Annotated in this window: 18 protein-coding genes and 2 pseudogenes; 11 read left to right on the top strand and 9 right to left on the bottom strand. The window is 74.5% G+C overall.

Annotated elements, in window-relative coordinates; all coding sequences use genetic code 11:
• Nucleotides 1–14: 14 nt before the first annotated feature.
• From RQM47_RS11340 to RQM47_RS17455, 9 genes and pseudogenes are all read left to right on the top strand, one after another.
• Entirely contained in the window at nt 15–548 is a 534-nt protein-coding gene (locus tag RQM47_RS11340) for an OmpH family outer membrane protein (protein WP_311662930.1), read from the top strand.
• A gap of 42 nt (nt 549–590) precedes the next feature.
• Complete coding sequence (locus RQM47_RS11335; protein ID WP_311662929.1) at nt 591–1238, top strand: OmpH family outer membrane protein; 648 nt, start codon at nt 591–593, stop codon at nt 1236–1238.
• 173 nt (nt 1239–1411) lie between these two features.
• Nucleotides 1412–2248 carry a 3-methyl-2-oxobutanoate hydroxymethyltransferase gene (panB, locus tag RQM47_RS11330; RefSeq protein WP_311662928.1) on the top strand — a complete coding sequence of 279 codons (837 nt, stop codon included), beginning with the start codon at nt 1412–1414 and terminating at the stop codon, nt 2246–2248.
• Nucleotides 2249–2688: 440 nt separating this feature from the next.
• Nucleotides 2689–2841 carry a hypothetical protein gene (locus RQM47_RS11325; protein ID WP_311662927.1) on the top strand — a complete coding sequence of 51 codons (153 nt, stop codon included), beginning with the start codon at nt 2689–2691 and terminating at the stop codon, nt 2839–2841.
• Complete coding sequence (gene surE / locus RQM47_RS11320; protein ID WP_311662926.1) at nt 2838–3650, top strand: 5'/3'-nucleotidase SurE; 813 nt, start codon at nt 2838–2840, stop codon at nt 3648–3650. The genes RQM47_RS11325 and surE overlap by 4 nt, the downstream gene beginning before the upstream one ends.
• Before the next feature lie 92 nt (nt 3651–3742).
• Entirely contained in the window at nt 3743–4234 is a 492-nt protein-coding gene (gene bcp / locus RQM47_RS11315) for a thioredoxin-dependent thiol peroxidase (protein ID WP_311662925.1), read from the top strand.
• Nucleotides 4235–4445: 211 nt separating this feature from the next.
• Nucleotides 4446–5210, top strand: coding sequence for a triose-phosphate isomerase (gene tpiA, locus RQM47_RS11310; protein WP_311662924.1), 765 nt, complete (start codon nt 4446–4448; stop codon nt 5208–5210).
• Nucleotides 5207–6547: a GWxTD domain-containing protein gene (locus RQM47_RS11305; protein WP_311662923.1), complete on the top strand. Its 1341-nt coding sequence runs from the start codon at nt 5207–5209 to the stop codon at nt 6545–6547. Before tpiA ends, RQM47_RS11305 begins: the two co-directional genes overlap by 4 nt.
• Nucleotides 6548–6770: 223 nt before the next feature.
• A pseudogene (locus RQM47_RS17455) lies at nt 6771–7873 on the top strand (ISAs1 family transposase).
• A 49-nt stretch (nt 7874–7922) separates the two neighbouring features.
• Here RQM47_RS17455 and RQM47_RS11290 read toward each other — a convergent pair.
• Both RQM47_RS11290 and RQM47_RS11285 read right to left on the bottom strand, forming a co-directional pair.
• Nucleotides 7923–8231 carry a zinc ribbon domain-containing protein gene (locus RQM47_RS11290; protein WP_311662921.1) on the bottom strand — a complete coding sequence of 103 codons (309 nt, stop codon included), beginning with the start codon at nt 8229–8231 and terminating at the stop codon, nt 7923–7925.
• 62 nt (nt 8232–8293) lie between these two features.
• Entirely contained in the window at nt 8294–11059 is a 2766-nt protein-coding gene (locus tag RQM47_RS11285; protein ID WP_311662920.1) for a serine hydrolase, read from the bottom strand.
• 165 nt (nt 11060–11224) lie between these two features.
• Here RQM47_RS11285 and RQM47_RS11280 point away from each other — a divergent pair, with 165 nt between their 5' ends.
• On the top strand, nt 11225–13501 hold the full coding sequence (locus RQM47_RS11280) for an ATP-binding protein (RefSeq protein WP_311662919.1): 2277 nt from the start codon (nt 11225–11227) through the stop codon (nt 13499–13501).
• 93 nt (nt 13502–13594) lie between these two features.
• Here RQM47_RS11280 and RQM47_RS11275 read toward each other — a convergent pair whose 3' ends face one another.
• From RQM47_RS11275 to pruA, 4 genes are all read right to left on the bottom strand, one after another.
• Nucleotides 13595–14650, bottom strand: a complete 1056-nt coding sequence (locus RQM47_RS11275; protein WP_314009001.1) for a tartrate-resistant acid phosphatase type 5 family protein — start codon at nt 14648–14650, stop codon at nt 13595–13597.
• 494 nt (nt 14651–15144) lie between these two features.
• On the bottom strand, nt 15145–16806 hold the full coding sequence (locus tag RQM47_RS11270; RefSeq protein ID WP_314009000.1) for an ATP-binding protein: 1662 nt from the start codon (nt 16804–16806) through the stop codon (nt 15145–15147).
• A gap of 130 nt (nt 16807–16936) precedes the next feature.
• Entirely contained in the window at nt 16937–17464 is a 528-nt protein-coding gene (locus tag RQM47_RS11265; protein WP_311662916.1) for a hypothetical protein, read from the bottom strand.
• Nucleotides 17465–17541: 77 nt separating this feature from the next.
• Complete coding sequence (gene pruA / locus RQM47_RS11260) at nt 17542–19224, bottom strand: L-glutamate gamma-semialdehyde dehydrogenase (RefSeq protein ID WP_311662915.1); 1683 nt, start codon at nt 19222–19224, stop codon at nt 17542–17544.
• Between the two features lie 289 nt (nt 19225–19513).
• Between pruA and RQM47_RS11255 the strand changes: the two genes are divergently transcribed.
• Entirely contained in the window at nt 19514–20773 is a 1260-nt protein-coding gene (locus RQM47_RS11255; protein WP_311662914.1) for an ABC transporter permease, read from the top strand.
• Between the two features lie 185 nt (nt 20774–20958).
• Here RQM47_RS11255 and RQM47_RS11250 read toward each other — a convergent pair.
• The 3 genes and pseudogenes from RQM47_RS11250 to RQM47_RS11240 form a co-directional block, all read right to left on the bottom strand.
• A pseudogene (locus RQM47_RS11250) lies at nt 20959–22094 on the bottom strand (IS630 family transposase).
• A gap of 34 nt (nt 22095–22128) precedes the next feature.
• Nucleotides 22129–22368, bottom strand: coding sequence for a hypothetical protein (locus RQM47_RS11245; protein WP_314008998.1), 240 nt, complete (start codon nt 22366–22368; stop codon nt 22129–22131).
• Nucleotides 22349–23299: a hypothetical protein gene (locus tag RQM47_RS11240; RefSeq protein ID WP_314008996.1), complete on the bottom strand. Its 951-nt coding sequence runs from the start codon at nt 23297–23299 to the stop codon at nt 22349–22351. The genes RQM47_RS11245 and RQM47_RS11240 overlap by 20 nt, the downstream gene beginning before the upstream one ends.
• Between the last annotated feature and the right edge of the window lies 1 nt (nt 23300).

Below are 23300 nucleotides of genomic sequence, written 5' to 3'. Positions count from 1 at the left end.
CCGCCCCGCCCGCTATGCCGAAGATCCCGCTCGTAGGGCTCGTCCTCCTCGCGCTCGCGCCGGCCGCCGCCGCGCAGCAGAGGGTGGGCCACGTCGACTCGGCCGTGATTTTGGAGCAGATGCCCGAATTCCAGTCGGCCCAGCAGGAAGTCGACCGGCTCGGCGAGCGGTACCAGGCCGAGGTCGACGCGTCGGCCCGCGAGGCCGACGAGGCCGCCGCCGAGTTTACCGCCCGCGAGATCCTCTACACCGACGAGGAGCGTGAGCGCGCGCTGGCCGCGCTCGCCGACCGCCGCCAAGCCGTCGACGCCCTCCGCCGTCGGTACTTCGGCCCCGAGGGCGAGCTGTTCCGCGAGCAACAGCAGCTTCTCCGCCCCGCCCAAGAACGGCTCCTGGCCGCCGTCGAGGCCGTCGCGAGCGAGGGCGGCTACGACTACGTGTTCGACCGCGACGGCGACTACCTCTTCCTGTTCGCCGCACCCGCCAACGACCTCACCGACCGCGTCCTCGACGAGCTCGGCGTGGGCGTCGGCTCGCCCGGCCGCTAGCGGCTTCTTCCCCCCCGGACTGTCTCTCCCCCCATGACCCCGATGACCCGCACCGTTTCCCTCCTCGCCGCCGTGCTCGCGCTCGGCGCGTTCGCGCCGCCAGCCGCCGCTCAGGCGTTCAAGGTCGGCTACGTCGACACCGACCAGATCGTGATCCGGATGCCGGCGTTCGCCGACGTCCAAACCCAGCTCCAGCAGCAGCAGCAGGCCGTCGGCCAGCGCGTCCGGTTTGTCCAGGACTCGCTCGGCCAGGAGCTCCAGACGAAGGTGGCCGACTACGAGACGTTCGCCCAGAGCGCCGTCGCCACCGACGACGCCCGCCGCGAGCGGCAGGTGGAGCTGGCCCAGCTCCAGGGCTCGATCGAGCGGGCCGAGGCCGAGGGCCTCCAGTACCTCAGCTACGTCGAGGCTCGTCTGCTCCAGCCCGTGCTCACGCAGGTCGACGAGGCGATCACGGCCGAGGCCGAGGCCCAGAACTTCGACCTCGTGCTCCCGACGGTCGCCAACAACGCGCCGGTCTTCCTCTACCGGAGCCCGCGCGTCGAGGACCTGACCGTGGCCGTGATGGAGCGGCTCGGAGTCGATCCGGAGTCGGAGCCGCTCACGCGCCAGCAGCAGGCCCAGCCGACCACGCCGGGCGCCGTCGACGGGCAGCAGGTCCCGGGCGGGCAGGCCCCGGGCGGTCGCTAGCCGCCCCGCCCTCTGGCCTCGGGCGCCGCTCCCTCGGGGGCGGCGCCTTTTTTGTGTCCGCCCCGCCCGCGCCACCGGCGGGCATGGGCGGGGCGGGGGCTCTGCTGACTTCCGGGCGGGGCGGGGCGGCCGTATCCTCGGGACCCTTTCGCCCACCCCGCCCGCGCCCCACTATGAGCACCCAGACCGTCCCCGTCGGCACCGCCGCTGAAGTCCGCCGCGTGACGACGCAGACGCTCCAGGAGATGCGCGCCGAGGGCACGCCCGTCGCCATGCTGACGGCGTACGACTACACGAGCGCCCGGCTCCTGGACGCGGCGGGCGTCGACGTGCTCCTCGTGGGCGACTCGGCGTCGAACGTGATGGCGGGCCACGAGACGACGCTCCCGATCACGCTCGACCACATGATCTACCACGCCCAGTGCGTGGTGCGCGGCGTCCAGCGGGCGCTCGTGGTCGTCGACCTCCCGTTCGGGTCCTACCAGGGGTCGAGCCGCGAGGCGCTCCGCTCGGCCATCCGCGTGATGAAGGAGACGGGCGCGCACGCGGTCAAGCTCGAGGGCGGGGCGGCGGTCGTGGGCTCGGTGCGCCGGATCATCGACGCGGGCATCCCGGTCATGGGCCACCTCGGGCTCACGCCGCAGAGCATCTACAAGTTCGGGACCTACAAGGTGCGCGCGCGCGACGAGGACGAGGCCGTAACGCTCCGCGAGGACGTCCTGAAGCTGGAGCGGGCGGGCGTGTTCGGGGTCGTGCTCGAGAAGATCCCGGCGGCCCTCGCGGCCGAGCTCACGCAGAGCCTGACGGTCCCGACGATCGGGATCGGCGCCGGGGCGGGGTGCAGCGGGCAGGTCCTCGTCACGCACGACCTCCTCGGGCTCACGCAGGACTTCAACCCCCGGTTCGTCCGCCACTACGCCGACCTCGCCGAGACGGTCACGGGCGCCGTCGGCCGCTACGTCACCGACGTCCGCGCGGGCGCCTTCCCGAGCGCCGACGAGAGCTACTGAGGACTGGGGACTGGGGACTGGGGACTGGGGACTGGGGACTGGGGACTGGGGACTGGGGACTGGGGACTGGGGACTGGGGACTGGGGCGCGGGCGGGGTGGTGCCGGTTTTGTTCCGCCCCGCCCACGCGGCAGACGAGGGCGTGGTGGTCGGAGACGGACGCCGGGGGTGAGTCAGGGCGGCGGCAGTTCCCCTCCTGGCCACCGCGTAGCGTCGGCGCAGCCAAGAGGGGCTAGGGGTGGTTGTCGCTGCGGGCGGGGCGGCCTGGGCAGGCGCCGCCCCGACCGTGGCCACCCCGCCCGTGGCGTGGTGCGCCGCCGGGCGAATGCGGACACCACGCGTGGTGTCCCTACGAATCGGGTCCGTCATGCCCGCCGACGGACAACCGCCGGTCGCCCCTACGCCCGCCGCCCCGCCCGTGCTGCGGCCCGACGGCGTTGCATGCAACGCCGCTACGACGACCGCCCCGCCCTCGCGTCGTGGGCGGGGCGGCGTATGTCGCGCCCGCTGCCCACTGGCAAACTTCCGGGCGCGTTCAACCCGGCGGGGTGGGGCGGGGCGACCTTCCGGCCCCACTCCGCCCCGCCCGCGTGACGACCTCCACCCCGCTCGACGCCCCCGCCGACCGGCCGCTCGTGCTGCTCTCGAACGACGACGGGATCGACGCGGCCGGCATCGCCGCGCTCGCGGCCGCGCTCGACGGGGTCGGCACGCTGGCCGTCGTGGCCCCGTTCGAGGAGCAGAGCGCGGTCGGCCACGCGATCACCGTCCGCGACCCGATGCGGTCGCACGTGACGCCGTTCGACGGGCCGAGCGGGGCGGTCTGGGCGCGGGCCATCACGGGCACGCCGGCCGACTGCGTCAAGATCGCGGTGCAGAAGCTGCTCCCCCGGCGGCCCGACCTCGTCGTCTCGGGCATCAACCACGGGCCGAACACGGCGGTCAACGTGCTCTACTCGGGGACCGTCAGCGCGGCGACGGAGGCGGCGATCCTGGGCGTGCCCTCGATGGCCGTGTCGCACGACGCGTGGCGGCCGGCGGACTTCGAGGACGCCGGGCGCGTGGCGCGGGCGCTCGCCGAGCGCGTGCTGGCCGACGGGCTCCCGCCGAACGTGCTCCTCAACGTGAACGTCCCCGACCGCCCGCGTGGCGAGCTCGCCGGGCTCCGCGTGACGCGGCAGGCGCGGTCGCGGTGGGAGGAGGAGTTCGAGGAGCGCCGCGACCCGTTCGACCGCCCGTACTACTGGCTCGGCGGCCGGTTCGTTGACCTCGACGGCGGCGACGACACCGACCTCGCGGCCGTCGCCGCCGGCTACGTCTCCGTCACGCCGCTCCACTTCGACCTCACGGCCCACGCCGCGCTCGACGCCGTCCGCGCCCTCGACCTCCGCCTTCCCGATTAGGCCGGCGGGGCAGGTCGCTGTCCCCTTTCTCTCCACCACCCAGGCCGCCCCGCCCGCCACGAGGGCGGGGCGGCCGCCTCCAACGGCTCCCCATGTCCGACCGCCCCGCCCCCGCTGGCGTGCAGCCCGGCCAGCCCGCCCCGCCCTTCGAGGGCACGACGCAGGCCGGCGACACGCTGCGCCTGAGCGACTTCGCCGGGCGCACGCTCGCGCTCTACTTCTACCCCAAGGACGAGACGCCCGGCTGCACCAAGCAGGCGTGCGCGCTCCGCGACGGCTGGGCCGACCTGGAGGCGGCCGGCGTCGCCGTGGTCGGCGTGTCGCCGGACTCGGTCGAGAGCCACGCGGCGTTCGCGGAGAACCACGGACTCCCGTTCCCGCTCCTGGCCGACCCGGACCACGAGATCCTCGAGGCCTACGGCGCGTGGGGCGAGAAGACGCTCTACGGCCGCAAAAGCGTCGGCGTCAAGCGGAGCACGTTCCTGATCGGCCCGGACGGCGTGGTCCGCCACGTGTTTAAGCGCCCGAAGACGGACCGCCACGCGGCCGAGATCCTCGGCAAGGTGGAGGCCTTCGACCTCTAGTGCAGCGTCACGGCCATTCTGTCGGGCTGGCGACGTGTTGCGTATCGCGTGGTGCGTGTCCTGAAGTCCGATACGCAACACGGAACACACAACCGGCCGAGGCGGATCTGTCAGAGACCGCTTGAAGCGGCACTAGCGCCGTCCGCAAACCACGGCCCGCGTCCGCGCGTACCCGCCGCTCTCCGCCCCGCCCCCCGGCTGCCCCTCTGCTATGCTCGTCGTTGGAAACTGGAAGATGAACACGGACCTCGACGGCGCCGTCCGCCTCGCGTCCGACGTGGTGCGCGAGACGGGCGGGGCGGCGTCGGGCGTCGGCGTGTGCCCGCCGACCGTGTGGCTCGACGCCGTGGCCGAGCGCGTGCGCGGGAGCCGCGTGCGCCTGGGCGCGCAGAACGTGCACCCGGCGCCCGAGGGCGCGTTCACGGGCGAGACCGCCCCGCCCATGCTCGCGGCGCTGGGCGTGGATCTCGTGGTCGTCGGCCACTCGGAGCGGCGGCAGCTGTTCGGCGAGACGAGCGCGTTCGTGGCCGAAAAGGTGCGGGCGGCGATGGGGGCCGGGCTCGTCCCCATCCTGTGCGTGGGCGAGACGCTGGAGGAGCGCGACGCGGGCGACGCCGAGGCGACGGTCCTCGCCCAGCTCGACGCCTCGCTCGACGGCGTCGAGCTGGCATCGGCGGACCGGCTCGTCGTGGCCTACGAGCCCGTTTGGGCGATCGGGACGGGGCGGACGGCGTCGCCGGAGCAGGCGCAGGCGGTGCACGCCGCCGTCCGCGCCCGCCTCGCCGAGCGGTTCGACGGGGCGGGGCGGGGCGTGGCCCTGCTCTACGGGGGCAGCGTGAAGCCGGGCAACGCCGCCGACCTGTTCGCGCAGCCCGACCTCGACGGCGCGCTCGTGGGCGGGGCCAGCCTCGACGCCTCGGACTTTGCCCAGATCGTCGCGGCGGCCGACGACGCCGGCGCCCGCCGCGCCGGATGACGCCCCGCCCCGGGCGGCTCTGGGGCGGGGCGCTCGCCCTCGCGCTCCTGGCCGGGTGCGGCGGCGGCGCCCGGCTGGACGGCTCCGCGCGGGCCTACCAGGCGGGCGCACCCGACATCGCCTTCGACGCCGTGGCGGCGGTCCGCGACGGCTCGACCGGCGTCGACGCCGTGCTCACGGTCTACCCGGCGTCGCTCACCTACCGCCCCGCCCGCGACTCGCTGGAGGCCGTCGCCGAGTGGACGCTGCGCGTGGGCGGGGCGGGGCGGAGCGAGTTCGTCCGCGGCGTCGACACGGTGCGCGTGGCGAGCGCCGAGGCCGCCCGCGCCGCCCCGCCTCACGTGCGGACCGAGCGCGTCGAGGTGGCGCCCGGCGCGTACCGCGTCGAGGCGACGGTCACGGACGTGGGCGCCGACCGGACGGCCCGCCGCGCCGAGGCCGTGACGGTCCGGCCGGCCCGCGATCGCGCGTGGCTGAGCGGGCCGCGCCTCGTGGGGGCGAGCGGCCGGCCGCTCGACGCCCTCCGCGTGCCGGCGCGGCTCGACTCCGTCCGCGTCGTGGTCCAGGCGGCGGCCCCCGAGGGCTCGTCGCTCGCCGCGTCCGTCGTCCGCTTCGAGGCCGATACGACCGTCGCGGCGCCCCCGTCCGGGGCCACGACGCCCCCGACGTCGCTAGCAGCCCGAGGCGTCAACGTGGGCGCGGCCGACACCGTCGCCGCCGTGGAGCAGGCCGTGCCAGCTGGCGTGTCGGCGGTCGGCGTGGACCTCCCCGCCCTCGCGCCGGGCGTCTATGGCGTCCGGCTGGAGCTGCGGGGGGCGGCGGGGCAGATGCTCGCGACGGTCTCGCGGCGGGTCGTCGTGCGGCGGCGAGACTTCCCGCTCGTCACGCGCCGCGGCGACCTCATCGCCCCGCTCGTCTACCTCGCCGACGCGGGCGAGACGGAGGCGCTCGGGCGGGGCGGCCAGCGGACGTTCGACGCCTTCTGGGGCGCCCACGTCGACGACCGCGGCCGGGCCGCCGAGGCGCTCCGCGCGTTCTACGGCCGCGTCGAGGAGGCCAACCGGCTCTTCAGCAACCAGAAGGCGGGGTGGGCCACCGACCCCGGCCTGGTTTACGTCGTGTTCGGGCCGCCCGACGCCGTCGCGGCGACCGCGACCACCGAGACGTGGACGTACCGGCGCGGCGAGACCGCCCCGCCCCAGGTCGTCTTCGACCGGACCGCAGGGCGGGCCGGCGGCGGCTCGCCGTTCGACGTGCTCACGCTCCGCCGCGACCGCCGCTACGAGGACGCCTGGCGGGCCGCGCGGGCGGCGTGGCGGGCGGGGCGGGTGCCGTAGCGGGCGGGGCGGGTGCCTGGGCGGGGTGGCGGCCCAGGCGGCGCGCTCAGGAACGGTTTGGTCACCGGCTCCGAATCCCCTCCCGTCAGCGGGGGGAGGTCGAGAACCGCCAGGTCGGCGCAGCCAGGGGGGACCTGGGGCGACCGCCCCGCCCTCGGCGGCCGCTCCGATGCCCGTCCCCCTCCCCAGCCCTCCCCCGGTGCAGGGCTGGTAAGTTCTGTGCATGACCCTCCTCGACCACCTCGCCACGGTCCCTGACCCGCGACGCCCCCAGGGGCTCCGCCACCCGCTCCACGCCATCCTCGCAGGCGCCGTCATGGCCACGATGAGCGGCCACCACGGCTACCGGCCCATCAGCCGCTTCCTCCGCGACAACGCCGACGCGCTCCGCGAGCACCTCGGCTTCGCCCGCCACGCGCTCCCGTCCCACGTCACCGTCCGGGCCGTGCTCCAGGCCGTCGACCCCGCCGCCCTCTCCGCCGCCTTCCGGGCCTGGGCCACCGCCCGGCTCCCCGACGGCGAGGTCCTCGCCGTCGACGCCAAGGCCGTCCGCTCGACCGTCTCCGGCCACGACGCCGACGGCCGGCCGACGACCGAGCAGGACTTCGTGGCCCTCGTCTCCGCCTACGGCGTCCGCTCCGGCATCGTCGCCTCGGCGACGGCCTACCGTAACGGCGACACGAGCGAGGTCGCGGCCGCCCAGGACCTCGTCGCCGACCTCGCGGCGGCCCTCGACTTGCGCGGCACGACGGTGACGCTCGACGCGCTCCACTGCACAAAAAAACGCTCGGCAGCGTCCGGGACGCCGGCGGCGAGTGGCTCGTCAAGCTGAAGCGGAACGCGCCCCGGCTCTACGCCGAGTGCGAGGCGCAGACCGTCGGCGACCCGCTGTCGGTGAGCGACACGACCGAGCGGACGCGGGGCCGCGTGGTCCGGCGTGTCGTCGAGGTCTACGCCCCGCCGGCGTGGCGTGGCGACTGGCCCGACATAGGCCGGGTGGTGCGGGTGACACGTTCGGGCGCGCGCGACGGCGGGGCGTACGAGCGGACTGGGCTGTACGTGACGAGCCGGACCGACGGGGCCGCCGTGCTCGGCGAGGTGATCCGGTGGCACTGGCACGTCGAGAACCGGCTGCACTGGTGCAAGGACGCGCTGCAGAACGAGGACGCAGGCGGCGTGCGCTCGAAGGCGGGCGCGGCGGTGCTGTCGCTGATCCGGGGCGCCACGCTGTCGGTGCTCCGCCACAACGGGGAGTGGTCGCCGACGGCGGCGCGGTCTCGGCTAGCGAACCGGGTGGGGACGATGCTCGCGATCCTCAGAACTTAACAGCCCTGCTCCCCCGGTGGGGGAAGGAGAACCTCTGCCAAACCGAATCTTAGTCGTCCGCCTTCGCGGTCGACGTCGTCTCGGCCTTCTTCGCCTTTTTCGGCGCGTCGTCCGCCTTCTTGTCCGCCCCGCCCTCGGACGTCTCGCCCTTCGACTCCGACGGGTTCGGGGCGCCCTTTTTGCGGACGTAGTCGGTCTCGTAGAACCCGTCGCCCTTGAACTGGAGGCCCGCCCCTCCCGAGATCACGCGCGTGACCGGCTCGCCCGTCTCGGGGTCGTGGGTGAGCGGGGCGGCCGAGATCTTCTGGAACGCCTCGAAGGTGGTGCCGTCGGGGCGGCGGTACTCGTACGTGGGCATGGCGGGAGCGGGGGGAGGGCCTGCGCGTCGCGCGGGCGGGGTGGGGGACGGAGCCGCGGGCTCTAGAGGTCCGCGGGGACGGGGCCGAAGCCCCAGGCGCGCGCGGGCTCGCCGGGAGGGGCGGCGACCGCGCCGGCCACGGCGTCGGCGAGCGCGGCGCGGGCCTCGCGGATGCCGCGCGTCCGGCGCGTCGGGTGCACGCGGTTGGTCAGGAGAACGACGAACAGGTCCTCGTCGGGGTCGACCCAGATCGAGGTGCCGGTGAAGCCGGTGTGCCCGAACGAGCGCGGGCCGAACCGGCTCCCCGACGACGAGGCGCCGCCGCCCCGGGGCCGGAGCATCCACCCGAGCCCCATCGCGTAGCGCCCGCGGACCGGCGCGCGCTCGGTGAACGCGTCGAGCGTCGTCCGCCGGAACAGCCGCGCCCCGTTGGCCTCGCCGCCGCTCGCGAGCAGGAACGCGAACCGGGCCATGTCTTCGGCCGTCGAGAACAGGCCGGCGTGGCCCGCCACCCCGCCCATGACCGAGGCGGCCTCGTCGTGGACCTCGCCCTGGAGCGTCCGCTCGCGCCACACGCCGTCGACCTCGGTCGGGGCCGCCGCGCGGTCGACGGCGCCCGGCCGGCGGAAGCCGGTCGCGTCCATCCCGAGCGGCCCGAACACGGCCCGCTGGAGGTGCCGGTCGAGCGGCTCGCCCGTCACGGCCTCGATCACCTCGCCGAGCACGATCATGTCGAAGTCGCTGTAGACCGACTTCGAGCCCGGCCGGTAGCGCAGCGTGTCGGTGTAGACGAAGTCGAGCACGCCGGCGCGGTCGAGGATGCCGCGGGCGTAGAACGGGTAGAACGGGCGCTGCCCGGCCGCGTGCGTGAGGAGCTGGCGGACCGTCACGGCCGCCCCGCCCTCGGGCCGGAACGCCGGGACGTACGTCGACACGCGCGCGTCGAGGTCGAGGTCGCCCGACTCGACGAGCCGCATGACGGCGGCCGTCGTGCCGACCACCTTCGTGAGCGAGGCGAGGTCGTAGGGCGTCTGCTCCGTGGCCGCCGCCCCGCCCGGCGTGAGCCGCCCGTAGCCGCGGAGGCGGACGAGCACGCCGTCGCGGCCCACGGCGACGGCCGCGCCCGGGAAGGCGCTCCGCGCGAGCGCCGCCTCGACGGCGTCGTCCAGGCGGCGGGCGGCGTCGGCGTCGAGGCCGGCCTCCTCGGGCGTGCCCGGCCGGAGCCGCTGCTGGGGGAGCCGGGCGCCGTCGCCGGCAGCGTAGAGCCCAGCGACCGAGACGGGCAGCCGGCCCGCAACGGCGATCTGCCCGGCTACCGCCTCGGCGGCCGCCCGCTGCGCCGGCGCCGAGTCGTCCCAGGCCGCGACGAGCGCGGCGGGGCGGGGGAGACCCACGAGGAGCGACGGCGGCCCGAACGCGGCGACCGCGACCGGCGCCCCGCCCCGCAGCAGGCGTTCGGCGACCGCTCGGTGGCGGGGCGGCAGCTCGCCGCCGTCGGCGAACGCGCCGAGCACGACGAGGTCGGCCCGCTCGGCGGCCGCGACGGCGATCTCGGCGGCCGCGGCGTAGGCCGAGTCCGGGGCGCCCAGCGCCAGCCGGTGCGACGACCGGACGGCGAGCGCGCCGCCCACGGCGTCCGCGAACGGGGGCGGGGCGGCCCCGGCGTCGAGCGTCACCACGACCACGCGCTCGGGCACGGCCGCGCCGACCACGGGGATCGGCCCGCGCCCGTCCTCGACGACGGCGATCGACCGCCGCGCCACCTCCCCGCTCAGGAGCCCGGCCCGGTGGAGCAGCGCCGCCGACGGCGGCCGCCACGGCGACACGCGGAGGCCGCCCGCCCCGCCCTCGCCGGCGCGGCGCGGGGGCGGGGCGGCGAGGCCGGCCCACGCCTTGGCCCGGAGCACGCGCTCGGCCCCGCGGTCCAGCCGGGCGCGGTCCAGCCGCCCCGCCCGAACGGCCGCGGCGATCTGGCGGGCGAGCGGGGCGGGGCGGGCGGTGAGAACCTGGTCGGCCCCGGCCGCGACGGCGGCGACGGCGAGCGAGTCGCGGCCCTCGACGTCGACGACGACGAGGCCGGCGAACCCGCGCCCCTCGCGGAGCCCGCGGACGGCCGCGGCGAGCGCGGCCTGCGTCGACGCCGGCGCCGGTGTCAGGCGGACCTCCATGAGCCCGGCGCCGAGGAGCGCGTCGAGGTCGCCGCCCCGCCCCGCGTCGAGGTCCGCGGCCTGCACGTCGGCCGACGGGATCGTCTGGCCGTCGCGGAGGCCGCGCGCGAGCGCGACGGCGAGGCCCGAGCGGTCGGCAGAGCCGTCGCCGAACGGCGACGCGCCCGCGCCGAGCGGGACTCCGGGCGACTGAACGCCGACGACGCGCGCCACGTCGGCGAGCGCCCGCCCGGTGAGGTAGGTGAGGTCCGGGCGGTCGGCGGCTCCGTAGGCCAGTGCCGGCGGGAACCGCGGCGTCTCGCTCAGCCCCAGCCCGACCGCCCCGCCCGCCGCCTCCGTAGCGACGAGGACCGGAACGGCCGCCCCGTCCTGCCACGCGCGGAGGGCGTCGAGGTGGCGCCCCAGGTCGCGCTCGTTGACGACGACGCGGCCAACCCGCCCCGCCCGCGCGAGCGCGGCGACGTTGGTGCCCGCCGCGCGGACGGCCACGAGTTGCCCGACGGTCGCCTCCAGCGACAACGTGTCTAGCCGGGCGAGCGGACGGGCCTCGGCCCACGGCGCGGCGGCCGGGCGGGGCGGGGCGGGCGCGAGGCCCGGCGCGACGGGTGCGCTCCAGAGGGCGGCGACGAGAACCGCGACGGCGGCGTAAACCAGGGGCATAAACGGGTGGGGACCGGGGGGCGCTCCATCGGGGGAGAAAACTACCGCGGTGGCGCAGGTCGTAGTCAAACGGAATCGGCCGGGCGGTCGCGCCCCATAAACAAGACGGGCGTTTAACCCCGGCCGCCCCCGGCCGATACCCAGGTGCAACGTCTCGATCCCCCTATGCCGATCCCTTCGCAGCGCCGCCCGCCCGCCGACGCGCCGACCGCCCCGCCCACGGCCGACGAGCCGACCCGCGGCGTCGCCCTCGTCGTCGGGCTGCTCGGCCTGTGGGTCGCCCTGCACGTCGGAGCGGACGCGGCCGCTCCGGCCGTGCTCGCGGCCCTCGCGGCGGCGCCCGAGTCCTGGCTGCGGCGCGTCACCGGCCGCTTCCGCGGGACCGCGGACGTGCCTGAGGAGCCGGCCGGTTCGGAGGAGCCAGCGGACGACTCAGGCGACTTGCTCGCGGCGGCCTTCGACGCGGTCCCCGACGCCGTCTTCGTGGTCGACACCGAGGACCGGGTGCAGGTGGCGAACCGGGCCGCCCGGACGCTCCTCGGGTACGACCCCGACGCGCTCGCCGGCGCCGCCCTGGCCGAGACCCTGTTCGCGCCCGGCGACCGCGACGCCCACCGCGCCCGGCTCCGCCCGTCCGGTGACGCCGGAGCGCCCGCGGCGGACCGGCGGATGGTCGTCTGCGCCGACGGCACCCAGATCCCCGCCGACGTCTCCGTCCAACTCGGGGCGGGGCGGGCGCTGTTTGGCGTGTGCGTCCGCGACGCGCGGCCGGCGCAGGCGGCCAAGGCCGCGCTCGCGGCCGCCGAGGGCCGGCAGCGCGTGCTCCGCACGGTCGTCGACGCCGTGCCCGACCCCGTCGTCGCCGTCGACCGATCGGGCCAGGTCGTCCTGCGGAACCGGGCGGGCACCCGCGAGGGCGGCTCCGGCCGGACCCTCCCCGCCCCGCAGTGGCGGGCCGCCGACGCCGTCATGCGCGCCGGCGAGCCGGTGGACCAGGAGGAGTCCGGGCCGTCCGGGCGCGTCCGCCTCACCACGCGCGTCCCCGTGCGCGACGCGGCCGGCGCCGTCGTCGGGCTCGTCGCCGTCTCGCGCGACGTGACGGCGCAGAAGGCGGCCGAGGCCCAACTCCTCGACGACAAGCGGGCGGCCGAGGCGGCGGCCCGCGCCAACAGCGAGTTCCTGGCCACGACGAGCCACGAAATCCGCACGCTCATGAACGGCGTGACGGGCATGACGACGCTGCTCCTGGACACCGACCTGGACGACGAGCAGCGCGACTTTGTCGACACGGTCCGCACGTCGAGCGACGCGCTCCTCACCATCATCAACGACATCCTCGACTTCTCGAAGGTCGAGGCCGGACTCCTCGAGCTCGAAGACCGGCCGTTCAGCGCGCGCCGCGCCGTTAAGGAGGCGCTGAGCATGGTCGCGCAGCAGGGGGCCGCCAAGGGCCTCCACCTGACGTCGGAGGTGGCGGACGACGTGCCCGAGGCCGTCGGCGGCGACGCGACGCGCGTGCAGCAGGTGCTCGTCAACCTGCTCTCGAACGCCGTCAAGTTCACGGCGGAGGGCTCCGTATGCGTCCGCGCCCGGATGGCGCCGGCGGGCGGCCCGCCCGCCCTCGCGTTCGAGGTCGAGGACACGGGCGTCGGGATCGCCCCGGACCGCCTGGACGCCGTCTTCGAGCGCTTCACGCAGGCCGACCCGTCGACGGCGCGGACGCACGGGGGGACCGGCCTGGGCCTCGCGATCTGCCGCCGGCTCGTCCAGATGATGGGCGGCGAGCTGACCGCGGAGTCGGTGCCCGGCGAGGGCTCCGTGTTCCGCTTCACCGTCGCCGTCCGCGTCTCTGCGGACGCGCCCGCCGAGCGCGCCGACGCCGCCCCGCCCGACTCGGCCGCGTGGGTGTCCCGCCCCGCCTCCGAGCAGCCTGAGCCGGCCGTCGCCCCGCCCGCGCCCGCCCCGCCCGCAGAGGGCGGGGAGGAGGCCGCGGACGGACCGCCGCCGCCGTCCCAGGCCGTCGTTATGTCGGCGGACGCGATCCTGCCGGCGGCGCGGCTCCTGCTCGCCGAGGACAACCCGGTCAACCAGAAGGTGGCCCTGCTCACGCTGCGCCGCCTGGGCTACCGCCCGGACGTGGTCTCGGACGGCGCGCAAGCCGTCGAGGCCGTTCGCCGCCAGCCCTACGACGTGGTGCTCATGGACATCATGATGCCGGTGATGGGCGGGCTGGAGGCCACGCGCGCCATCCGGTCGGACCCTGGGCCGCACCCGGCGCCGGCCGTCGTCGCGCTCACGGCCAACGCGATGGAGGGCGACCGCCAGCGGTGCCTGGACGCCGGGTGCGACGACTACCTCGCCAAGCCCGTCGCCCCGCGCTTCCTGGCGGCGACGATCGAGAAGGCCGTCCGCGCCCGCACCGGCGCCCCGGCCGCCGCGTAGGGCGGGGCGGCGTGCCCCCGGGCGCCACCCCGCCCTCGCCTTGCCCTTGGTGGGCGGGGCGGAGGCGCGGACCGCCCCGCCCGTGCCCAGAGGCTAGTCGCCCCCGCTCGGTTCGCTGGAGATCCCGAACGGGAGCGGGAGGCGCGCGCCGCGGCGGCGCGGGACGTCGGCGCGGTAGACGAGGCGGCCGTCCGCGTCGTGGGCGTGGACGGCCATGACGTCGGCCGTCAGCGAGACGGCCATGAAGCCCGGCGTGCGGAGCGCGAACAGCGTGTTCGGCGTCTGGATCACCTCGCGCGTGAGCGACCCCGCGCCGGACACGAAGTAGTCGACGTTCGAGCCCGGCGGGCGGTGGTGCTGGAGATTGTGGTCGTGGCCGGCGAAGTACGCCTGGACCCCGTGCCGCTCGAACAGCGGGACGAGCGAGTCGACCAGCCGCGGGTTGTCGCTGTAGCTCGTCGACCCGACGTAGATCGGGTGGTGGCCGACGACGATCTTCCACGGCGCGTCGGAGGCGGCCAGGGTTCGCTCGAGCCACGCGATTTGGCCCTCGGGGTCCCAGTCGCCGGTCGAGCTGTACCGCCGCCGGTCCTCGGGCGGGTAGGCGAGCGGGTTGGTGTCGAGGAACACGAACAGCGCGCGCGTCGAGTCGTCGCCGAGCGTCATCTCCTCGGCGTAGTACTGGGCCGGCATGTACCAGCGGTCGCTCCGGCGGGTGTAGGCGATCTGGGCCGGCACGTTCCCCTGCCAGTCGTGGTTGCCGAGTACGGCGTACCACCGGCTCTGGAGCGCGGGCGCCGTGTAGATGTCCTCGAACGACCGCTCCCACCGCACGTCGTTCGTCGACGACACGCCGGACGTGTAGAAGTTGTCGCCGGTCGAGATCGTGAACCGGCTCCGGATCGGGCCGCCGATCTCGCCCATCCCGCGGGCCACCTCGCGCTGGTTGAAGAACCCGTTCCGGCCCCAGTCCCCGACGACGAGGAAGTTGAGGGCCGTCGTGTCGAACGGGGCCAGCCCGTCCGCCTCCGCGTGGGCCGCCGCGTCCGGGAGCCGCGAGCCGACCGGGGCGCCCGACGTGGCGCACCCGGCGAGCGCGACGAGCAGGCAGGCAACGAGGGCGGTGCGGCGGCGCGGGAGCTCTGGCATGGCGGCGGGCGGGGCGGCCGTCAACAACGGGGGCGGCGGCTGACTATGCGCCCCCCGCCCGTTTGTTCTGCCCCGCCCCGCCCAAGGGAGAAGGGAGAAGGGAGAAGGGAGAAGGGAGAAGCGCGGGCGGGGTGGCGCCCGCTTTGTTCCGCCCCACCCCGTTTAGACATGGGCGGGGTGGTGAGAGGCGAGGCCGCCGTTAACCGGGAGCGGCGGCAGTCCCCCTCCTGGCCAGGAGGGGCTAGGGGTGGTTGTGATGCGGGCGGGGCGGTCGGGGAAGGCGCCGCCCCACCCGGCGCCGCCCCACCCGGCGCCGCCCCACCCGGCGCCGCTCCACCCGGCGCCGCTCCACCCGGCGCCGCTCCACCCGGCGCCGCTCCACCCGGCGCCGCCCCGCCCGTGGCCGCCCCGCCCTTGGCACGGGCGGGGTGGTGCATCTTTGGCCCGCTGCCCGCTGCCCGCTGCCCGCTGCCCGCTGCCCGCTGCCCGCTGCCCTAAAACAGCGTGCCCATCGCCTCCTGAATCTTGGCCGCCGACTCGGCCTCGGGCCGCCCCGCCCGCGCCTTGACGGCGGCGAACAGGTCGGGGCCGTAGTCGCGCGTGCGGATCGTGATGGGCATGGGGACGGCGTGGCCCAGGAGCAGCGCCTGCTGCTTCGAGTCCAGCGACGCCAGGATCTGCCTCAGCCCGCCGGCCCCGGGCGAGCCCACGAGCGCCGCCGCGATGTCCTTTTCGTCGTTGAGCTGGGCCACCAGCTTCGTCCCGATCTGGCTCAACACCTCCTCGTCGATCCCCGACGGCCGCTGGTCGACGATGAGGAGCGACACGAAAAACTTCCGCATCTCGCGGGCGATCTTCCCGAACGGCGTCTCGCGGGCGGTCTCCGGGCCGAGGAAGTTGTGGGCCTCCTCGACGGTGATCAGGAGCTGCTGCGGCTTGTCGGCCTCGTTCTGCGTCTTCTCGTACGCCTCCATCTTGGCCTCGTAGCGGTGCCGCAGCCGCCGCGTGATCACGTTGGCGACCAAGAGGTAGACGAGGAGCGAGTTGTAGCGGCCGAACTCGAGCACGACCGAGCGCCCGGCGTCGAGCGTCTGGAACAACTCGTCGACGGCGTCCTGCTTCCCGCGCTGCTCTTCGAGGTGGAAAAAGGGCAGGCCGTCCAGGCGGTCGAGCTTCCGGCGGAGCGCGGCGAGCGAGCCCGGGTGCGCCCCGGTCTCCTCGGCCATCTGCTCGACCTCGGGCGGGGCGGCCTCCAGGAGCCGGGCCAGCCACCGCCGGCCGTACTGCTTTTTGAGCCCGTACGCGCTCTCGGTCGCCGTCGCGTTGAGGTTGAGCGTCTCGCGGAGCGGGAGGACGTCCTCGGGCTCGACCTGGTCGGCGTAGAGGTGGAGCTCAACGTCGGTCGAGCCGCCCCGCCGGCGCGTGCTCTCCGGGTCGAGCGAGAAGATCTGGACCTTCGGCCCGAACAGCTGCCGGAGCCCGGGCACGAAGGCCGTCGCGTCGCCGTCGGTCTCCTGGCGCGCGCGGTCGCCGTACTCGTTGTGCATGTCGAACACGAGTGAGACGGCGCGGCCCGTCGCGATCGTGCCGGCCAGGAGCAGCCGCGTAAGGAAGCTCTTGCCCGTCCCGGTCTTCCCGAACACGGCGTTCGAGCGCTCGACGAACCGCGCGAGGTCGAGGCACACGGGCGTGTCCATCCCGAGCGGCGTGCCGACGTGGAAAAAGCGGTCGCCGCCGTCCAGCGCCTCGGCCCCGAACACACGCGCCACGTCGTCCTCGGTCGCCTCGCCGACCGCCGAAAAGTGGGCGGGGACGGTCTTGACCGGCAGTGGCGGCTCGTCGCCGATCCCCTGCGGGACCATGAGCTGCGGCCGGAGCGAGACGGTCGCGTACGTGCCCGAGCCCTGGAGCACGCGCCGCAGCAGCTCGTCGTCGGCGCCGGGTGGGCGGAGCAGGATGCCCTCGTTGGCGGCGTCGATCGAGAGGTCGGTGATGAGCGAGAAAAAGTCGAACGTCTCACCCTCGACCACCACGAACGTCCCAGCGCGGACGGACTCGACGGACCGCGCGGGGTCCAGCTTCATCTCGACGCCTTGGCCGAGCGACCCCCGCGTGAGCACGCCGACGCGGGAACGGGTGGACGAGTCGAGCGACATGGGCAAATCGAAAGGGCGGGGCGGGGTGGCAGAAGCTAGAGGCGGGGCGGGACAGGGGTGCGTCACGGGCCGCCCCGCCCCGTGCTGCCGGATACTCCGCACACGGCATTAGGCTCGCCCGGACGCCCACTCACCCCGCCCCGCCCGCCAGCGCCCGCCCCGCCCCCGCCGCCCCGCGCAGCGCGTCGACGAGGCCGTCGAAGTCGGGCCAGTCCTCGCGGCGGAGCGTCGTCACGTAGTCGCCCAGGCCGACCAGCAACTCGCCGTGGACGAGCCGGGCCGAGTGGACCGGCGCCAGCCCGCCCCGCCCGCGCGCGCCGGCCACGCTCCACACGCTGCGGACGGCGGCGAACGGGCCGCGCACCTCGACCTCGGCCGGCGTGCGCACGAGCGTGCTCTGCCCATAGGCCGCGGCGAGTGCGTAGGCGAGGGCCGTGCCCGTCACGAACGGCCACAGGATGGCCTCGCCCTGGAGCGCCGCCGCGAGCCCGACCGTCATCACGACCAGAAGCGCCAGGGCGACCGGCCGCGCCTGCGCCTCCAGCGCCAGGTACGGCCGCCCTACCACACCTGGATGGTGCACGCTCGCAAACACGACCGCCCCGCCCAGCGGCGGGCGGGGCGGGGCGGCTTGAGAGCGGGGCGGGGCGGGGTCCATGTGGAACGGGCAGGGCGGCGGTTCCTGGCGACGTCCGACGTACCTCGTACCCGGTACCCCGTGCCCACCGGAGGTGCTCACATCACGACCACCTTCTCGGCCGCGCCGTCGCCGGCCGGCTCGTTCTCGTCGGGCGCGAGGAAGGGGTAGGTAAAGTGCTGGGCCGGAACGAACGTCTCCTTGATCGAGCGGAGGCTGGTCCACCGGAGGAGGTTCATCTTGGAGCCCGCCTTGTCGTTCGTGCCCGAGCCGCGGGCGCCGCCAAACGGTTGCTGCCCAACGACCGCGCCGGTCGGCTTGTCGTTGAGGTAGAAGTTGCCGGCCGACTCGGCGAGGCGGTCCGCGGCGTGGGCGAGCACGGCGCGGTCGCGGGCGAAGACGGCGCCGGTGAGGGCGTACGGGCTCGTCCGGTCGACGAGGTCGAGGACGTCGTCGAAGCTCTTGCCCTCGGGCGCCACCCAGACCGAGGCGACCGGCCCGAAGATCTCCTGCTCCATCGTCTCGTACGCCGGGTCGTCGACGACCAGGACGGTCGGGTCGACGAAGTAGCCCTCGCTCTTGTCGTACGTCCCGCCGTGGGCGACCTCTACGCCGCTCGCCTCCTGCGCGCGGTCGATGTAGCCGGTGATCTTGTCGAACGCCTTCTCGTCGATGACGGCGTTGACGAAGTTCGAGAAGTCCTCGACCGGGCCGACCTTGATCTCGGCGAGCTGCGACTCGAGCGCGGCCTGCACGTCGGGCCAGAGCGGGGCGGGGAGGTAAACGCGGCTGGCCGCCGAGCACTTCTGCCCCTGGTACTCGAAGGCGCCGCGCACAATGGCCGTGGCGACGGCGTCGGGGTCAGCCGACTCGTGGGCGACGATAAAGTCCTTCCCGCCCGTCTCGCCCACGATCCGCGGGTAGGCCCGGTAGTGGTCGAGGTTTTTGCCGATCGAGTGCCAGAGGTGGTTGAACGTCGGCGTGGAGCCCGTAAAGTGGAGGCCCGTCAGGTGCTCCGACGCCAGGACCGGGTCGCCCACGTCGGCGCCGTCGCCCGGGAGCATGTTGATGACGCCCGGGGGGAGGCCGGCGGCCTCGAACAGCTCCATGACCACGGCGGCGGCGCGCATCTGGGCCGGGGCCGGCTTCCACACGACGGTGTTGCCCATGAGCGCGGGCGCGGCCGGCAGGTTGGCGGCGATCGCCGTGAAGTTGAACGGGGTGACGGCGAACACGAACCCCTCGAGCCCGCGGTACTCGGTCCGGTTCCACACGCCGGGCGAGCTCACCGGCTGCTCCTCGTAGATGTCGCGCATGAACCACGCGTTGAACCGGAGAAAGTCGACGAGCTCGCACGCCGAGTCGATCTCGGCCTGGTAGGCGTTCTTCGACTGGCCCAGCATGGTCGCCGCGTTCATGCGCGCGCGCCACGGGCCGGCGAGGAGGTCGGCGGCCTTGAGGAAGACGGCGGCCCGGTCGGTCCAGTCCATCCGCATCCAGTCGTGGCGGGCGTCGAGCGCGGCCTGAATGCCGGCCTCGACGTCCTCGGTGCGGGCCTTGTGGTAGGTGCCGAGGGTGTGCGAGAGGTCGTGCGGCGCGCGCATCGTGGCCGTCCGCCCGGTCTCGACGCGGCGCCCGCCGACGACGGGGAGCACCTCGACCTCGGTCGCCCGCATCTCGGCGACGGCGCGCTGGAGCGCTCGGCGCTCGGGGCTCCCAGGGGCGTACCCGAGCACGGTCTCGTTGACGGGGGCGGGCGGGGTGGCGACGGCGTTGTTCATAGGGCGGGGTGGGGGAGGGGGTGTCGGTGTATAAACGCGCCGCCCCGCCCGGCGTTCTCGGGCCGGAGCAGGTAGAGCAGGTAGAGCAGGTAGAGCAGGTAGAGCAGGTAGAGCAGGTAGAGCAGGGGGCGGGGCGGCGGCCGAAAAGCTCCGTGCGGCTCCCGCCCCGCCCACGGCACCTTCCGCTCTTCCGCTCTTCCGCTCTTCCGCTCTTCCGCTCTTCCGCGATCTTCCACCCCGCCCGGGGCGCCGCCGCCCGCTCACCCCGCCCCGCCCATCGGGTCCGCCCATGATTGGACCGTTCGAACGCACGCTCGCCCTCCGCTACCTCCGCGGCGCCCAGGGCCGCGACGCCCGGCGCGGGTTCCTGCGGTTCGTGGTGCTCGCCGCCGTGGGCGGGGTGGCGGTGGGGACGGGCGCGCTGCTCCTGGCCGTCATGATCGTGCGCGGGTTCAGCCGCGAGATCGAGGCCAAGATCGTCGGGTTCGGGCAGGAGGTCCAGGTCGAGAGCTTTCTCGGGACGCCGCTCGAAGACGCCGCCCCGCTCGTGGACCGCCTTGCGGCGCTCCCGGGCGTCGAGCGCGCCACGCCGGCCGTCGTCGACTTCGCGCTGCTGCGCGCGAGCGGCGAGGGCGGGGCGAGCCAGGTCGACGGCGTGCTCGCGTGGGGGACCGAGGCGGACGCGCAGCCGTTCGTGGCGGGCAACATCGAAGCCGGGGCGTTCTCGTTCGCGCCCGACGCCCAGGGCCTGCCCGGGCTCGTCGTGGGCCAGCGCCTCGCGGAGCGGCTGGGGCTCGAACCGGGTCAGCGCGTGACAGCGTTCTCGACGCGCGGGCTGGGCGGCGGCGCGCTCGCCTCGCGGCCCTACGTCAAGCAGTTCCACGTGGCGGGCGTCTACGAGACCGGGCTCGGCGACTTCGACGACAGCTACGCCTTCGTCTCGCTGGGCGCCGCCCGCGAGCTGTTCCGATTCGGCGCGGCCGACGCGACGCGCATCGACCTCACGCTCGCCGACCGGACAGAGGCCCGGGCCGTCGCCGACGCCGTGACCGAGGAGGTCGGTCCGCCGGTCTACGCGCGGCCCATCGAGGACGTCTACCGCGGGCTCTTCGCCTGGGTCGAGCTCCAGCAGAGCATCGTCCCGCTCGTGATCTCGATCCTGGTCGTCGTGGCCGCCTTCAACATCGTTGGGGCGCTGCTCATGGTGGTGCTCGAGAAGGCGCAGGAGATCGGGACCGTCCTGGCGATGGGGGCGAGCCGGGCGGCGGTGCGGCGGATGTTCGTGCTGTTCGGGTTCCTCGTCGGCGTGATCGGGGCGGCGGGTGGGGCGGCCGTCGCGCTCGGGTTCGCATGGGTCCAGACGCGGTTCGAGCTCATCGAGCTACCGGAGGACGCGTACTACCTCAGCGTGGCGCCGGTCGAGGTCCGCCTGCTGGACGTGGCGCTGACGGTCGCGGCGGCCGTCGCGCTGTGCACGCTGGCGGCGTACGTGCCGGCGCGGGCGGCGTCGCGGGTCGAGCCGATCCAGGTGATCCGGTTTGGGGGGTAGGGCGGGGTGGGGCTTGTTGTACCGTTATTGCACACAAGCCAATCCCCATCACGTTGTCCCGCTGAAGGTGAGGGAGGTGGATCTTCGCTCCGTGTCAAAAACGCCGGTTGTAGGAGGTTTCGGGAGGTCGGTGGCCGTGAGCCGGCAGGGTTCTCGTAGAGCTAGGAGATCCGTCTAGTAGAACGTCAAGTCTCATCGGTCGGGTAGAGCCGCTTCAGCTTGATCCGCGCCTCAGCCGTCGTGAACTGCCAGTCCGTCCCGACGCCCGCCGCGTTCCGGCTCGACGCCCACGCCGAGGTCTCGCTCGCCAGCGCCTCGATGCTCGCGATCCGCCGCGACAGGCATTGCGCGCCGACCGCCGCGTTCTCGATCTCGACCATGTTCAGCCATGACCCGTGCGGCGGCGTGTACGTGAACTCGATCCGCCGCGCGATCCGCCGCGCGATCCGCCGCGCCTCGGCCGGGGCGAACCGCCTGTACAGGCTCGCCGCCGTATGCGTCGAGAGGTTGTCGAGCACGACGCGGACGACCGGGGCCTCGGGGTAGAGTTCGTCGACGAGCAGCCGCATCATGTCGGCGAACTCGACGGCCCGCCGCCGCTCGCGGACCTCGACGTGGCGATAGGCCCGTAGCGGCTCGTAGAACACGAACAGGTTGGCGGTGCCGCACCGCTCGTACTCGTAGTCGGTCCGCCGGACGCGGCCCGGTCCCGGCGGCACGGGCTCGCGGACATGGCCGAGCATCTGGTACGGCTTCTCGTCGAAGCAGACCACGGGCCGGTCGAGGTCGTAGGGCTCCTCGTAAAGATCGAGCACGGCCTCCATCCGCGCCACGAACGCCGCGTCCTGCTCCGGCGGGATCACCCACTGCTCGTGGAGATGAGGTCGGAGCGCGTTTTTTTGAGCGTCTGGCGGACGGTCTCGTGGCTGACCTCGTGACCGAGCGCGGCCATCCGGTCGGCGAGCAGCCGCAGCGTCCACCGCGCCCGGCCCTCCGGGGGCGTCGAGCACGCCAGCCGGGTCAACTCCGCCTCGCCGCGCCCGCCGAGGGCGCGGGCGTAGACGCGGTCGGGCCGCTTGCGCTCGACGGCGGCGTCGAGCCCCCCGGTGACGAACCGCTTGCGGACGCGCTGCACGGTGGCGGCGCAGAGGTCGAGGGCCTCGGCGACGCGGGCGTCGTCCCAGGCGGGGCCGTCGGCATCGGTCTTGAGGAGCACGCGGGCGCGAGCGATGGCGCGGGCCGGGGCGGTGCCACGGCTAACGAAGAGGCGGAGGGCCTCGCGGTCGTCGTCGGAGAGGCGGACGGTGTAGCGGGCGGACATGAGCGTACGGGAAGCGAGCGTCCAACATAACCCATCAGACTTGACGCCCTACTAGGTCGCCGCCGACTACCAATTCGTCCACGACCCCATCAGACTTCACGCTGAACGCCTGGGCGGGGAGCTCCATGTTGACGCCCTTCACGAGCGTGGTACCGACCGACCCGTGCGTCGTCACGCCCTCGTCGATCCGAACCGTGCCGACGGGCGTGCTCACCTGGATGCCGATCGAGCCGTCGCCGAACGTCTCGATGGACTTAAAGCGGATGCTGCGCACGGTGCCGTCGTACTGGTTGAAGCCGCGCGCCTAGCCCGTGCGTGGTGACTGCGGCTTCAGCCACGAACTCGCCGACCGTGCCGAAGTTGACGAAGCCGATCGAGCTCGGCCCGTACGAGGTCACCGGCGCGCGCACGGTCCAGGTGTCGACCGTGCCCCAGGTGTCGAGCACCATGTCGTTGACGCCGTAGGTCACGGTCTCGCCGAGATGCTCGACGCGCTTCGCATGGACGCCGTAGACGACGAACACGCCGCCCGTGATCATGGTCGCGGTGCCGGCGGGCAACATGCCGGTCGAGTAGACCGCGCCCGTCGTCAGTGTGTCGAGCTCCACCTGACCGCCTTCGTCGCCGAAGCCGCTCACGAACACGCCCGACCCCAGGACCGGCGCGTTCGGCGCGCCCGCGCTGACGTCGCGCAGCGAGGCCGTGATGCGCGAGTTCTCGTCGCTGTTGAAGTTGTAGACGGTCAGCGCGCCCTGGTACACGTTGACGCCGTACTTCTGCGGCTGCTCGCTGTAGTGGCGCGCGTCGCAGGCCGCGATGTGGAGCCCGTCCACGACGAGGTTCAGCGCGTCGGCGCCCGTCCGGGTGACGATCGACACCTGGCCCGTCACTGCGAGGTTGCCGAGCGTGAGCGTGCCCATGTCGGCGGTCCCAGCCTGCGCGTAGACCGCGCGGGCGGCGGGCGTGGCGACGACGGTGAGGTCGGAGACCCGGTTGTCGGCGGTCAGACCGACGCCGTCGCCATGAGCGAAGATGAGCGCGGAACGGTCTTTTCCCTTGCCGACCAGCGATACGCCGGGCGGCAGGGTGACCGAGTGCGGGCAGGCCACCGACGCCGTGAGCTCGATGGTGCGGGGACCGTTGCTGGCGAGCGCCGACATCAGCTCGTTTAGGGAAGAGACGGAGGTGGTGGACGAGTCGTTCATG

This window comes from Rubrivirga sp. S365, assembly GCF_032248475.1.
Taxonomy (GTDB): Bacteria; Bacteroidota; Rhodothermia; order Rhodothermales; family Rubricoccaceae; genus Rubrivirga; species Rubrivirga litoralis.
This window is presented reverse-complemented; position numbering and strand designations above follow the sequence as displayed.

Coding starts and splice junctions, on each gene's coding strand:
- RQM47_RS11340 (WP_311662930.1), top strand. CDS start 15: ATGCCGAAGATCCCGCTCGTAGGGCTCGTCCTCCTCGCGCTCGCGCCG.
- RQM47_RS11335 (WP_311662929.1), top strand. CDS start 591: ATGACCCGCACCGTTTCCCTCCTCGCCGCCGTGCTCGCGCTCGGCGCG.
- panB (WP_311662928.1), top strand. CDS start 1,412: ATGAGCACCCAGACCGTCCCCGTCGGCACCGCCGCTGAAGTCCGCCGC.
- RQM47_RS11325 (WP_311662927.1), top strand. CDS start 2,689: ATGCAACGCCGCTACGACGACCGCCCCGCCCTCGCGTCGTGGGCGGGG.
- bcp (WP_311662925.1), top strand. CDS start 3,743: ATGTCCGACCGCCCCGCCCCCGCTGGCGTGCAGCCCGGCCAGCCCGCC.
- tpiA (WP_311662924.1), top strand. CDS start 4,446: ATGCTCGTCGTTGGAAACTGGAAGATGAACACGGACCTCGACGGCGCC.
- RQM47_RS11305 (WP_311662923.1), top strand. CDS start 5,207: ATGACGCCCCGCCCCGGGCGGCTCTGGGGCGGGGCGCTCGCCCTCGCG.
- RQM47_RS11290 (WP_311662921.1), bottom strand. CDS start 8,231: ATGCCCACGTACGAGTACCGCCGCCCCGACGGCACCACCTTCGAGGCG.
- RQM47_RS11285 (WP_311662920.1), bottom strand. CDS start 11,059: ATGCCCCTGGTTTACGCCGCCGTCGCGGTTCTCGTCGCCGCCCTCTGG.
- RQM47_RS11280 (WP_311662919.1), top strand. CDS start 11,225: ATGCCGATCCCTTCGCAGCGCCGCCCGCCCGCCGACGCGCCGACCGCC.
- RQM47_RS11275 (WP_314009001.1), bottom strand. CDS start 14,650: ATGCCAGAGCTCCCGCGCCGCCGCACCGCCCTCGTTGCCTGCCTGCTC.
- RQM47_RS11270 (WP_314009000.1), bottom strand. CDS start 16,806: ATGTCGCTCGACTCGTCCACCCGTTCCCGCGTCGGCGTGCTCACGCGG.
- RQM47_RS11265 (WP_311662916.1), bottom strand. CDS start 17,464: ATGGACCCCGCCCCGCCCCGCTCTCAAGCCGCCCCGCCCCGCCCGCCG.
- pruA (WP_311662915.1), bottom strand. CDS start 19,224: ATGAACAACGCCGTCGCCACCCCGCCCGCCCCCGTCAACGAGACCGTG.
- RQM47_RS11255 (WP_311662914.1), top strand. CDS start 19,514: ATGATTGGACCGTTCGAACGCACGCTCGCCCTCCGCTACCTCCGCGGC.
- RQM47_RS11240 (WP_314008996.1), bottom strand. CDS start 23,299: ATGAACGACTCGTCCACCACCTCCGTCTCTTCCCTAAACGAGCTGATG.